Origin of the sequence: Providencia sp. 2023EL-00965 (assembly GCF_033550225.1) — a bacterium.
Taxonomy (GTDB): Bacteria; Pseudomonadota; Gammaproteobacteria; order Enterobacterales; family Enterobacteriaceae; genus Providencia; species Providencia manganoxydans.
Window position 1 is genome coordinate 101,851 of record NZ_JAWUEH010000013.1, and the last position, 13,831, is coordinate 115,681.

The 13,831-nt window shown below is 44.4% G+C and carries 12 protein-coding genes; all 12 read right to left on the minus strand.

All coding sequences use genetic code 11. The features are described from left to right. Positions 1-921, minus strand: coding sequence for a D-alanine--D-alanine ligase (locus SC428_RS16225; protein ID WP_318708838.1), 921 nt, complete (start codon positions 919-921; stop codon positions 1-3). A gap of 3 nt (positions 922-924) precedes the next feature. Continuing rightward, positions 925-2,343 carry a UDP-N-acetylmuramate--L-alanine ligase gene (gene murC, locus SC428_RS16230; RefSeq protein ID WP_306803362.1) on the minus strand — a complete coding sequence of 473 codons (1,419 nt, stop codon included), beginning with the start codon at positions 2,341-2,343 and terminating at the stop codon, positions 925-927. Between the two features lie 94 nt (positions 2,344-2,437). After that, positions 2,438-3,529: an undecaprenyldiphospho-muramoylpentapeptide beta-N-acetylglucosaminyltransferase gene (gene murG / locus SC428_RS16235; RefSeq protein ID WP_070925267.1), complete on the minus strand. Its 1,092-nt coding sequence runs from the start codon at positions 3,527-3,529 to the stop codon at positions 2,438-2,440. Further along, positions 3,526-4,719 (minus strand): cell division protein FtsW, encoded by a 1,194-nt coding sequence (gene ftsW, locus SC428_RS16240; protein ID WP_140181797.1) that lies wholly within the window; start codon positions 4,717-4,719, stop codon positions 3,526-3,528. Before ftsW ends, murG begins: the two co-directional genes overlap by 4 nt. Then, the gene (gene murD / locus SC428_RS16245) at positions 4,719-6,044 is read right to left on the minus strand and encodes a UDP-N-acetylmuramoyl-L-alanine--D-glutamate ligase (RefSeq protein ID WP_318708842.1); all 1,326 of its coding nucleotides are present in this window, start codon (positions 6,042-6,044) and stop codon (positions 4,719-4,721) included. Before murD ends, ftsW begins: the two co-directional genes overlap by 1 nt. Before the next feature lies 1 nt (position 6,045). Then, positions 6,046-7,128: a phospho-N-acetylmuramoyl-pentapeptide-transferase gene (mraY, locus tag SC428_RS16250; protein ID WP_070925265.1), complete on the minus strand. Its 1,083-nt coding sequence runs from the start codon at positions 7,126-7,128 to the stop codon at positions 6,046-6,048. After that, on the minus strand, positions 7,122-8,495 hold the full coding sequence (murF, locus tag SC428_RS16255) for a UDP-N-acetylmuramoyl-tripeptide--D-alanyl-D-alanine ligase (RefSeq protein WP_283125651.1): 1,374 nt from the start codon (positions 8,493-8,495) through the stop codon (positions 7,122-7,124). Before murF ends, mraY begins: the two co-directional genes overlap by 7 nt. Then, entirely contained in the window at positions 8,492-9,979 is a 1,488-nt protein-coding gene (gene murE / locus SC428_RS16260) for a UDP-N-acetylmuramoyl-L-alanyl-D-glutamate--2,6-diaminopimelate ligase (protein WP_070925263.1), read from the minus strand. Before murE ends, murF begins: the two co-directional genes overlap by 4 nt. Next, on the minus strand, positions 9,966-11,732 hold the full coding sequence (ftsI, locus tag SC428_RS16265; RefSeq protein WP_070925262.1) for a peptidoglycan glycosyltransferase FtsI: 1,767 nt from the start codon (positions 11,730-11,732) through the stop codon (positions 9,966-9,968). Before ftsI ends, murE begins: the two co-directional genes overlap by 14 nt. Before the next feature lie 17 nt (positions 11,733-11,749). Beyond that, positions 11,750-12,070 (minus strand): cell division protein FtsL, encoded by a 321-nt coding sequence (gene ftsL, locus SC428_RS16270; protein WP_140181791.1) that lies wholly within the window; start codon positions 12,068-12,070, stop codon positions 11,750-11,752. Continuing rightward, positions 12,070-13,020 (minus strand): 16S rRNA (cytosine(1402)-N(4))-methyltransferase RsmH, encoded by a 951-nt coding sequence (rsmH, locus tag SC428_RS16275; RefSeq protein WP_070925260.1) that lies wholly within the window; start codon positions 13,018-13,020, stop codon positions 12,070-12,072. Before rsmH ends, ftsL begins: the two co-directional genes overlap by 1 nt. 2 nt (positions 13,021-13,022) lie before the next feature. After that, positions 13,023-13,481 (minus strand): division/cell wall cluster transcriptional repressor MraZ, encoded by a 459-nt coding sequence (mraZ, locus tag SC428_RS16280; RefSeq protein ID WP_070925259.1) that lies wholly within the window; start codon positions 13,479-13,481, stop codon positions 13,023-13,025. Positions 13,482-13,831: the final 350 nt, after the last annotated feature.

Below are 13,831 nucleotides of genomic sequence, written 5' to 3' on the forward strand. Positions count from 1 at the left end.
TCAGTTAGCCAATTCCAAAATACGTACTACCAACTGCGAAAAATCGATCCCTGCTTGACGCGCGGCCATCGGTACTAAGCTATGGCTGGTCATGCCTGGAGAGGTATTCACCTCCAATAAATAAAACTGACCATCGCTATCTTGCATCACGTCTACTCGCCCCCAGCCCTCGCAACCAACCGCTTGATAAGCGCGCATCGCTAACTGTGACAAATCTGCTTCTAACTCATCGTTCAAGCCACTCGGACAAAAGTATTGTGTTTCGTCAGATAGATATTTAGCTTCGTAATCGTAAAAGATCCCCGGCGGTTGAATACGAATTGATGGTAGAGCCTGCTCGCCCAATATTGCGACGGTATATTCAGGACCACTTAACCATTTTTCTATCAACACCGTTTCATCGAAACGAAATGCCAATTCCAAAGCTGCTGATAAATCATCCAAACTGTCCACTTTGCTCATACCTACACTTGACCCTTCCAAGCTCGGTTTGACAATAAGTGGTAGTCCGAGATGTCCCACAAATTCTTCAATTTGTAACTTTGTTAGTGAATTAAATTCAGTTTTGTTTAAAGAAACGTAAGGTGATACCGATAAACCTGCGCCTTCCCATAATTGCTTGGTTCTTAATTTATCCATACTCAAGGCGGAAGCCATCACACCGCTCCCCGTATAAGGAAGTTCTAAAAACTCAAGTAACCCTTGGATAGTACCGTCTTCGCCACCACGTCCATGCAATGCAATAAAGATTTTATCAAACCCTGCTTCTTTTAACGTTACAGCAGGGAACTCTTTAGTATCAATCGCATGTGCATCAATACCTGCTTCACGCAGCCCTTTAACGACCGCAGTTCCTGATTGCAGAGAAACTTCACGTTCAGCAGAGGTGCCGCCAAATAAAACTGCAATTTTCTCGGCCATAAATTACTCCTCTACCATTGGTGGCTGTAATTTAGTTTCTGCAAGATTGCGCGCTATTTTACCTATATTCCCAGCACCTTGGACTAGAATTAAATCATTTGGTTCAAGTACTTGAGATAAAATTTGTGCAACTTGCTCAGGCTCTGCCACATAAATTGGATCAATTTGGCCACGACCACGGATAGTACGACATAATGAACGGCTATCTGCACCCGGCACAGGTTTTTCCCCTGCTGGATAAACTTCTAACATCAGTAATACATCAACCTGATTAAGTACATGAGCAAAATCATCATACAGATCACGGGTACGTGAGTAGCGATGTGGTTGAAATACCATGACGATACGCTTGTCTGGCCACCCAGCTCTTGCTGCTTTGATTGTGGCATCAACTTCTGTTGGGTGGTGACCATAATCATCCACCAACATCACTTCACCCTCTTTACTGTTTACATGGCGAAGTGAATAGTTACCAAGAAAATCAAAACGGCGCCCAGTACCTTGGAACTCAACTAGTGCAGATAGTATATGCTGATCATCGATACCTTCTTCCGTTGCAACGGCAACCGCAGCCGTTGCATTTAATGCATTATGACGCCCTGGTGCATTCAGCACCACCGTCAGCTCAGGCATGTTCTCACGCGCAATAGTAAAGAAACCTTGATTACCTTTTTGTTCATATTTAACGATGCGCACATCTGCATCTTCACTAAAACCATACGTTGTCACATAGCGACTAACGCGTGGTAATAATGAACGGATCACCGGATCATCAATACACATCACTGCACGGCCATAAAATGGCAAGTTATGCAGAAAGTTAATGAAGGTATCTTTCAAAGTCTCGAAGTTACCTTGATAAGTGTCCATGTGATCCGCTTCAATATTCGTCACCACCGCAACCAGTGGCTGCAAATGTAAAAATGAAGCATCACTTTCATCAGCCTCAGCGATTAAATAGCGGCTGCTACCTAAACGTGCGTGAGTACCCGCTGATTTTACTAAACCACCATTAACAAATGTAGGATCTAAGCCTGCTTGTGCATAAATCCCTGAAATCATAGCAGTAGTAGTGGTTTTGCCATGAGTGCCTGCGACAGCAATTCCATGACGGTAACGCATCAGTTCAGCCAACATTTCAGCACGGCGAATAACAGGAATACGCAGTTCATGAGCGGCTTGAATTTCAGGGTTTTCCGCTGAAATTGCTGTTGAAACCACAACCACACTGGCGTTTTCAACATTCTCAGGGCGATGATTAAAATAGATTGTTGCCCCTAAAGAAGTCAGCTGCTGTGTGACCGCGTTTGGCGCTAAATCAGAACCGCTAATTTGATAACCTTCATTTGCCAACACTTCGGCGATACCACCCATGCCAGCACCACCGATACCGACAAAATGGATGTGCCTGACTCTTCTCATTTCCGGCACTGATGTTCTTAATTTCGCCAACTGTTGTGTATTCACTATATGTCTTCGCTTCTATTAATTCTGTACCAATACCACTTACCGATGATTACTTCGCCACTTCACAGATCACGGCAGCTACGCGCTCAGTTGCATCTGTGATTGCACACTCTCGGGCTTTTTTGGCCATCGACAACAATTCTTTTCTATCCCATTGGTCTAACAGAGTAGCCACGCTATCTGCTGTAAACTCGGGCTGTTCAAGTATTTTGGCCGCACCCGCTTTTTCGAGTGGTAGTGCGTTCCAATACTGCTGACGGTCTTTGTGCTGAAAAGGAACAAAAATTGCGGGTAAACCCGCCGCTGCAATTTCACTGACCGTCAATGCGCCTGAACGACATATAACGATGTCTGCCCATGCGTAAGCTTGAGCCATATCATCGATAAACTCAGTCACTTTATATTCGGAATTAACTGAATACTCGGAATTAACTGGATTTTTTAGGCTTTCATTATACAACGCTTCTGTAGATTCCTTACTTCCTTTTCCTGCTTGATGCCATATATTTAACTGTTTGCTTACTTTTTCAGCAACTTTAGGCATCACTTGATTCAAAATACGAGCACCTTGGCTTCCTCCTACTACAAGCACGCGTATTTGGTCGTCGCGATCTGATAATCGAGCTTCTGGTAGAGGAAGTGCTAGCACATCTTTTCGAACCGGGTTTCCAACAACAGGCGCGTTAGGAAATGCACCAGGAAATGCTTGCAATACACGTTTCGCTATCTTGGATAACCATTTATTGGTTAACCCTGCGATACCATTTTGTTCATGCAGAACAACTGGAACACCGGATAACCATGCGGCAATACCGCCCGGCCCAGAAACATATCCCCCCATACCTAATACAGCATCGGGTTGATATTGCTTAATAATTGCTTTGGCTTGGCATACAGCTTTACAGATCCGCCAAGGTGCCGCAGCCAATGCCATAACACCTTTACCTCTCAGCCCTGAAATACGGATAAACTCTATCTCAATGCCATGTTGTGGCACTAATGTAGCTTCCATACGATCGGCAGTGCCTAACCAGCGAATTTCCCAGCCTTGAGTCTGCAAATAATGCGCCACAGCTAATCCGGGAAACACATGTCCCCCAGTGCCACCAGCCATGACTAATAATCTTTTTGCTCGACTCATTTAACACTCCTTACAAACGCCTGTGCTTTTTCCAGACGTGTTTCAAAATCCACACGCAATAAAACAGCGATAGCGGCAGACATGACTAATAAACTGGAACCACCATAACTGATCAATGGCAATGTTAGCCCTTTCGTTGGCAACATACCGGCCGCTGCTCCCACATTCACCAGCGCCTGAAAGGTAAACCAAATCCCTATAGAGCAAGCTAAATAGCCAGCAAAGAACTGTTTTGCTAACAAAGCACGGCGGCCTATCATCATCGCTCTAAATGCCAACATAAACACCATAAGCAGAACCAGTACTACACCGACGTAGCCTAACTCTTCCGCGAGTACGGAGAAAATAAAGTCAGTATGTGCTTCAGGTAAATATTCCAATTTTTGGACTGAGTTACCTAAACCTTGGCCTAATACTTCACCGCGACCAAACGCCATCAAAGACTGTGTTAACTGATAACCACTACCAAACGGATCTTCCCATGGGTTCAAAAATGAAGTCACTCGACGTAAGCGATATGGCTCAAACCAAATCAACGCCAAAACCCCCACTACGCAAGCCGCAATACCAATAATAAATGGTGCTAATCTTGCTCCCGCTAGGAATAACAAACCCAGTGTGGTAACCACCAGCACGATAACGGTCCCTAAATCGGGCTGTAGTAATAATAATGAAGCCATAATGATCAGAATACACATGGGTTTGACAAAACCAAGGAAGCGCGTCCTGACTTCTTCTGACTTTCTCACTAAGTAACTAGATACATAACAAAACAGCGCAAACTTAGAGATCTCTGCTGGCTGAATTTTAACAATTCCAATGTCAATCCACCGTGAGGCACCATTCACTGAGCTACCTGCAACCAGCACAACGGCTAACATCGCTAAAGCAAACATCAATAACGCAAAGCTGTATTTTTCCCATGTCGCCATCGACACTTTCATCACGCCTAGCGCTAAAATGAAAGCAACCACTAAATAAATAACATCACGCTTTGCAAAATAAAACGGATCTTCAGTGAGCCGCTGACCAACTGGCATTGAAGCGGATGTCACCATCACAAAACCAATCGCAGCAAGACCGAATGCTAGCCATACTAGAGTACGATCATACAGTGTAGAGCCTGCAATAACGCCGCTCTTCTCACCGATAACCCAATTTTTTAAGCGCATCGCACCCGGTATAGTCATCAGCCTAGCTCCTTCGCCAACTGAGCAAAAATAGCACCACGTTGCTCAAAGTTTTTAAACTGATCGATACTGGCACAAGCAGGCGAAAGTAAGACCATATCGCCAGCTTTGAGCTGCGGAGCCAAGTAACGCATACTTTGTTCCATGGTCTCAGTAAGTACTGACTTATTCGGCTCTAATTCAGCCAACTGTTTACCATCACGGCCAAAGCAATACAAACGCACGTTGTCTTGCGCTAAATAAGGCTTTAATGGGGAGAAATCAGCTGATTTCCCATCACCGCCCAGTAACAAATGCAGTGTGCCATCAACTTTTAAACCATTAAGAGCAGCTTCAGTACTACCTACATTGGTTGCCTTCGAATCATTTATCCAGCGGACACCATTATTCAGTAATACCAGTTGAAAACGATGAACTAGACCCGCATAGTTTTTCAATACTCGCAAGCTAGCATCACGATCAACGCCTGCGATATCCGCTAATGCAAGAGCTGCCAACGCATTGGTATAATTGTGCTGCCCTGTTAAATGCATTTCATCAACATTGAGCAGTGTTTGACCTTTGGCAACTAATGTACGACGCAGTGAATCAAAGTAATAATCGCCATTATCAACACCGAAGCTAGTCCAAGTGTTGCTGTTACCCTCAGTAGGTAAAGTTAATGGATCTTGTGCATTCACTACACAATGTTGTGCATTATGATAAATACGCAATTTAGCTTCACGATATTGCGCCAGCCCCAAAGGATAACGATCCATATGGTCTTCAGTGACATTCAATACTGTTGCAGCCAGCGCTTGCAGACTGGATGTCGTTTCCAATTGGAAGCTAGACAGTTCTAATACATACAGTTGATGACCCTGATTAAGCAATGACAACGCAGGGATACCAATATTACCGCCAACGCCAACAGAGATAGCCGCAGCCGTCGCCATTTCACCCACTAAAGAGGTCACCGTACTTTTGCCATTAGAACCCGTAATCGCAATAATGGGGGCATCCGCTTCACGGCAGAACAGCTCTATATCACCAACAATTTCGATTCCATTATTGGCCGCTTGTTGCAATTCAGGGGTTGCTAATGCGATACCAGGGCTGGCAACAATTAAATCAGATTCTTGTAACCACTGATTATTTAAACCACCACGATGACACTCAACATTTTCAGGTAATTGTTCAACACCTGGAGGGACAGCACGGGTATCCATCACACGCGGGGTAACGCCTTGTGATAGGAAAAAGTGCACACAGGATAGGCCCGTAAGGCCTAATCCGATAATGGTCACTTTTTTACCCTGATACTGTTTGCCCTGCGAATGACCCATTTTAACGTACCTTTAATGTTGCTAGACCAATAAGTACTAGCATCAAAGAAATAATCCAGAAACGCACAATAACACGTGGTTCAGGCCAACCTTTCAACTCATAATGATGGTGAATTGGTGCCATACGAAATATACGTTGGCCACGCAATTTAAAAGAGCCTACTTGTAGAATGACCGATAAGGTTTCAACGACAAATACCCCACCCATGATCACTAATAAGAACTCTTGGCGCAGTAAAACGGCTATCGTACCTAAAGCACCACCCAATGCCAGTGAACCAACATCGCCCATAAACACTTGTGCAGGATAGGTATTAAACCAAAGGAAACCGAGCCCAGCCCCAACAATCGCGGTACACACAATCACGAGCTCACCCGCATGAGGTAAAAATGGTATATGTAAGTAACTCGCAAAATTGACGTTACCGGTTGCCCATGCCACTAGCGCAAAACCAGCAGCAACAAATACCGTTGGCATAATCGCTAAACCGTCGAGACCATCGGTTAGGTTCACGGCATTACTGGTTCCAACAATAACGAAGTAAGCCAGTAGGATATAAAGTACGCCTAGCTGTGGCATGACATCTTTAAAGAATGGCACAACTAGCTGTGTTGCCGGCGTATCATTACCAACCGCATACATTGAAAATGCGACGACTAAGGCGATGACGGATTGCCAAAAGTATTTCCATCGAGCAATCAAACCACGGCTATTTTTACGTACTACTTTTAAATAGTCGTCAGCAAAGCCCACTAAACCGTAGCCAACAAGTACCAACAGTACACACCAAACATAAGGGTTATCTAAACGTGCCCACAGTAATACTGAAATACTGATTGAAAACAGGATCAGGATCCCCCCCATAGTTGGGGTACCACGCTTGCTGAAGTGAGACTCAGGCCCCACATCACGTACAACCTGTCCAATCTGCATTTTTTGTAAATAGGCAATTAAACGAGGTCCCATCCACAACGCAATAGCAAGTGCTGTCAGCAAACCGACAATGGCTCTAAACGTCAAATAAGAGAAGACGTTAAAGACAGAAAAATGATGCACCAATATTTCGGCAAGCCAAACTAACATGCAAAGCACTCCTTCAATGCATTCACAACATCTTCCATGGCGGAGCTGCGTGAACCTTTAACTAAAATAGAAACAACCTCATTCTGCTGAACTAGCGGAATTAGTCGGGTTAATAAATCTTTTTTGAATGCAAAGTGCTCACCACATTCACTGGACTGACTGATCAACTCACTCAACGTACCAACGGTCAGTACTTTATCCAGACCTGCATTTTTTGCTGCTATGCCTACACGTTGATGGCAATCTTGTGCATAATCACCGAGTTCGCCCATATCCCCTGCCACCAAGACGCGATAGCCGGGCATTTTAGCCAAAACATTAATTGCTGCAATCATTGAGCCATCATTTGCGTTATATGTGTCATCTAAAACAACTTTCATATCGCTCAGCTGTACCGGATATAAACGGCCCGGCACGGCTTTTGTCGTTGCTAAGCCACGACGAATATCCTCTAATGTTGCGCCTACTGAAATTGCCAAAGCACTCGCAGCCAAAACGTTAGCAATATTATGCATCCCCGGTAAAGGCAAGCTGATTGGAACCTGCCCAACGGGTGTATGTAACATGAAATTCGTAGTTAACTGCTTTATCTCAATATCCGATGGATAAAAATCAGCTTTATCCTGTGCAGTTAATGAGTAATACCAAACGGTTTGGCGCGGCTGAAACTGCCATTTATCAGAACAGCTATCAAGGTTAACAATCGCTGTACCTTCTTCAGGAATACCTTGATAAATTTCACCTTTTGCACGAGCAACGCCTTCTGGCGAACCAAACCCAGCTAAATGTGCAGCAAATAAGTTATTAACCAAAGCGGTCTGTGGCTTGACAATATTCGTGGTATACGCGATTTCGTTTGGATGATTAGCGCCCATTTCAATCACAGCGTAATCATATTCATTGGTGAGTCTAAATAATGTTAGAGGAACACCGATATCATTGTTCAAATTCCCCGCGGTATACAGTGTGTTACCGCGAGTAGAAAGAATCGATGCGGTCATTTCTTTCACTGAAGTTTTACCAGAAGAACCGGTTAGACCAACGATTTTCGCTCGGCTTTGTTGACGAACCCAAGCGGCAAGCTGCCCCATCGCAAGACGGGTGTCATCTACAACCACTTGTGGACAGTCAACATCCAATTCACGGTCAACTAATAATGCAACTGCACCGCCTTCAACCACTGATTCGACAAAATCATGCGCATCGAAACGCTCGCCTTTTAATGCAATAAATAGGCAACCTGAGTCTATTTTACGGCTGTCGGTACTGACTGCATTTAAGGCTAATGTTGATGCATCAAGCCCTTCAATGCGACATAAATGCCCAGAAGTCACATCTGCAAGTTGAGTTAGCGTTAAAGGGATCATGCTAGCACCCCCAATAATCGAGCGACAGTAAGGCGATCTGAATAATCTAAACGGCGATGACCAATGATTTGGTAATCTTCATGCCCTTTACCCGCAATCACAATGACGTCGTCAACATTCGCTTGCATGATACTGCTAGTGACTGCTTCGGCACGGCCAGGGATCGCCAATACACGGCTAGAGTCTAGAATACCCGCCATGATATCGTTAATAATATCCATCGGTTCTTCACTGCGAGGGTTGTCATCAGTGATCACCACTTTGTCAGCCCACTCTTCTGCCGCTGCCCCCATTAACGGGCGCTTGCCTTTATCACGATCACCACCACAACCAAACACGCACCATAGTTGCCCTTTACAATGTAAACGCGCTGCGGCTAACGCTTTTTCTAAAGCATCTGGCGTGTGGGCATAGTCAACAACCACTGTAGGCTTGTTCGGTGCACTGAACACCTCCATTCTCCCACAAACAGGCGATAATGAAGTGGCGGCATTTAATAGTTGGTCTAATGGGTAATCCATCATTAGCAATGTCGCCATGGCTAAAAGCAAGTTACTAACATTAAATGCCCCCATTAGTGGGCTTTCTAGTACTCCATCACCCCATGATGATGTGAAGTTGATCGTTGCACCACTATCATGATATTCAACGGCGGTTGTTTGTAGCCAAGGGCCTTGCCACTGTGATGGAATACGTTGTTCCATTGATACGGCGCAAGCTTGTGGTAAACGTTGTAGCCATTTCAGGCCAACTTCATCATCTGCATTAATAATTTGTGCTTTGGTTTGATGAGTGGAAAACAATAACCATTTAGCTGCTTCATAGTTTTCCATATCACCATGATAATCTAAGTGATCACGGCTTAAGTTAGTGAAGACCGCCGCATCGAAAGGCAATGCGGCGACTCTGCCTTGGATCAAACCATGTGAAGAGACTTCCATCGCGGTCAAAGTTGCCTGATGTTTTAACAGCTGTGTCAATTCAACTTGAATATCTACTGCTGAGCCAGTGGTATTTTCACTTGGAGCAACCTGCCCTAACAAGCCATTACCTACCGTCCCCATGACCGCGCTAGTTTCACCTAACCCTTGTGCCCATTGGGCAATTAATTGCGTCGTCGTGGTTTTACCATTTGTTCCTGTCACGCCCACGAGCTTCATCCTAGCTGCTGGGTGCTGGTAAAATTCACCGGCTAATGCAGAAAGTCGGTTATTTAAGTCATTGAGGTAAACAACCGGAACGCCATGTACATAACGTATTTCGCCTTCAGCGGCTTCTCCCGCAGCTTCAGCAATCACCGCAGCAACACCTTGTGCGATGGCTTGGGAAATATAATGTCGACCATCTGATTGATGGCCTTTAATAGCAATAAACAGATCTCCAGCCGCTGCTTTACGGCTGTCTAACGTCATCTCACGTAATGAGATGTTTGCTGTGCTTACGCCAAATGGCGAAAGAAGATCACAAAGATTACGATCTGCCACTTTTAACCTCTTTTTTATTAATGACTATGTCGTTTTTCTCATCCGGCTGTAATGCGTCGGGCTCTATGTTCATCATGCGTAATACGCCTCCCATGATTGAACCAAATACTGGTGCAGATACTGCACCACCGTAATATTTACCCGCGTTAGGCTCATTGATAAGAACGACAAGGGCATAGCGAGGATTACTCGCAGGGGCGACACCAGCGGTATAAGCAATATATTTCTCTACGTAACGCCCCTCAGGACCCACTTTTTTCGCTGTTCCTGTTTTAATCGCAATACGATAGCCTTTGATTGCCGCTCGTGTTCCACCACCACCAGGCAAAGCAACACTTTCCATCATGTGTACTACGGTACGCATCGTTTGCTCTGGGAACACGCGTGTTCCCGGCACTGGAGGGTCAACTTTAGTGATAGATAATGGACGGTAAATTCCAAAACTACCGATTGTTGCATAGGCACGGACTAATTGTAGTGGTGTGACCATTTGTCCATACCCAAAAGAAAAGGTGGCCCTATCTAAATCAGACCACCGTGTTTTTTTACTTGGAAAGATGCCACTACTTTCCCCGACTAACCCCAGATTAGTCGGCTTGCCAAACCCAAAGCGGCTATACACATCCACCAGCTCTGTAGCAGGCATCGCTAACGCCAGTTTTGAAACACCAACGTTACTCGACTTCTGTAAAATACCGGTAATAGATAACTCTGCATAACGAGCAACGTCCTTGATTTCATGGCCGCTGATCCGATATGGATAAGTATTCAATACCGTATTTTCTTTGATAATACGATTATTCAGTGCACTCATTACGACTAACGGTTTTACCGTTGAGCCTGGTTCGAAAATGTCGGTGATCGCCCGATTACGCATTGCATCCATCGGCGTGCCCGCTAAGTTATTCGGGTTATAGGATGGACTATTTGCCATCGCTAAAATTTCACCGGTGTGCACATCCACTAAAATCGCTACACCAGACTCTGCTTTGTTTTCTTGAACACCTTTAGTCAACTCACGATAAACGATAGATTGGATCCGTTCATCGATACTCAATACTAGGTTGTGTGCCGCTTGGCTATCTACTGATGAAACGGTTTCGATCACGCGACCATTACGATCTTTACGAACAGTTCGCTCACCGGGAGAGCCTTTTAACCAGCGTTCAAAACTTTTTTCAACGCCCTCAATGCCTTCGCCATCAATATTTGTTACGCCAATTAAATGCGCAGTCACGGGCCCTGAAGGGTAATAACGGCGTGACTCTTTGCGTAAGTAAATACCGGGCACTTTCAATTTAGAAATATATTCACCAATTGATGGGTTCACTTGGCGAGCAAGATACACAAAACGACCTTTTGGATTAGCCGATATTTTTGCCGTAATTTGTTCTAGAGGGATTTCCAGCGCATCAGCCAGTGCTTTCCAGTGCTCATTATTGCTAACGCCCCCTTTCTCAAACACCACTTTCGGATCTGCCCAGATAGCGTTTACAGGAACACTAACGGCTAATTGTCTCCCTTCTCTATCACTGATCATACCGCGAGCTGTCGATACTTCCTGAACCCGCAGTGAGCGCATATCGCCCTCTTTTACTAATTTTTCTGGCGCGATAATTTGTAAATAGGCAACACGCACCAGTAGCCCAGCTAAAGCTAATAAAATGCAGCCACACAGCAAAGCAAAACGCCAGCTAACAAAGCTGGTATTTTCTTCCTGTTTCTTATTTTTAGCTGACTTCGGTGCTTTCATTAGTCACGTAACCTTATCTACTGCTTAGAAACAATGATATTTTCTTGAGAAGGCTCAACATGAACCATCTGTAATTTATCCACAGATAAGCGTTCAACTCGGCTGTGGCTAGCTAATGCGTTTTCTTCTAGGATCAGATTGCGCCATTCAATATCTAGCGCATCTTTTTCTTCGTATAGTCTATCTTTTTCTGCTGTCAGTAAGCGCGTTTCATGGGCGGTGGTAACCACAAATACAGCGCTGATAATAATCGCAGCGAGTAAAATTAAAGGAATAATTCCATAACGGAAAAGATCGCGCCCGATAACTTTTCCTAGGCTATGCCTTTCTGGAACCATTACGCCATCCTCTGTGCGAAGCGCAATACCGAACTGCGCGCTCTTGGATTTTCATCTACCTCAGCGCCAGAAGGTTTCATTTTCCCCACTTCACGTAACTTGGCAGCACCTAACTCTTTAATTTGAGTTTCAGTCAGTGGGATCCCTGCTGGCACACTCGGACCTTTACTATTTTGGCGGATAAAACGTTTCACTAATCTATCTTCTAGCGAATGGAAACTGATTACCGATAAACGCCCTTCTGGTGCGAGAACAGCCACTGCGCCTTCAAGTGCCTGTTCTATTTCTTCTAATTCACTGTTGATATAGATACGTATTGCTTGAAAGCTTCGGGTTGCTGGGTGCTTATGACGATCTTTTATCGGGCTCACTTTCGCAATTAATTCAGCTAGCTGACGAGTACGCGTTAATGGCTCTTCTTCAGGATTATGATTACGCTCAACAATGGCTCTCGCTATACGTTTTGCAAAACGCTCCTCACCAAAGGTTTTCAGTACCCATGCAATGTCATCCGCTTCTGCATTCATGAGCCATTGCTGTGCTGATTGACCTCTCGTGGGATCCATACGCATATCTAGGGGTCCATCTCGCATAAACGAAAAACCGCGTTCTGGATCATCTAATTGTGGTGATGACACGCCAAGATCTAATAAAACACCATCAATTTTGCCAACCAATCCTTCTTCTGCGACATAATCCGCAATCGCAGAAAATGGCCCATGTTTAATCATAAAACGTGGATCATTAATTAATTGAGCCGCTTTAATTGCTTCAGGATCACGGTCAATCGCAATCAGGCGCCCTTGTTCATTTAACTGACTTAATATCAATCTTGAGTGGCCACCACGGCCAAAGGTGCCATCGATATAGATACCGTTTGGCTTAATATTGAGTCCGTTGACTGCTTCATCAAGCAATACTGTTACATGTTTAAATTGCTGCTGTGTCATGTTTATAGTGACAAATCCTGTAAGCGGGCTGACAGCGGTTCTTGGGTTTGTCTTTCAGCAGTTATATCTTCTTCAACTTGCTGATACCAAGTCTGTTCATCCCAAAGTTCAAATTTATTTATTTGGCCGACTAACATGACCTCTTTTGTTAGCCCTGCGTGTTGGCGCAGCGTACTAGCTAACAAAAGACGCCCTGCATTATCCATTTGGCATTCGCTGGCATGCCCTAATAACAGACGCTGTACACGCCGTTCCGCAGGGTTCATGGTTGATAAGCGAGACAGTTTTTCTTCAATAATTTCCCATTCAGGTAACGTGTAAAGTAATAGGCATGGCTGGTGGAGGTCGATGGTACATACCATCTGCCCCTTAGATTCCTCGCTCAGCATTCCCCGATATCGGGTAGGCACGGTAAGACGCCCTTTGCTGTCGAGATTTACCAGTGTTGCCCCACGAAACATACCCAGTAAAACCTCTTTATTTCCTGTTTACCCACTTTACCCCACAATTCTCCACTTATAAAGTTTACGAATGGTAGGAAAACCTTGTCAAGCCAGATGCACCTAGCTTTTGCTTTATTTACAGAACAATTCAGAAAAGATAAGAGAGGGTAAAATCTAATTCGGAGATAAAATTATGAATAACGGGTTGATATAACTCATTTATTTTTGACAATGCAGTAAATATTGACTTAATTCTATTTTACTGACGAAAAAACGGGCAAATGATGATATATCCTATATACGTCTCATTTTTAATCAGCTTATCGATAACCGATTCTTTACTTTCAAATTAACCGTGAATGTCTAAT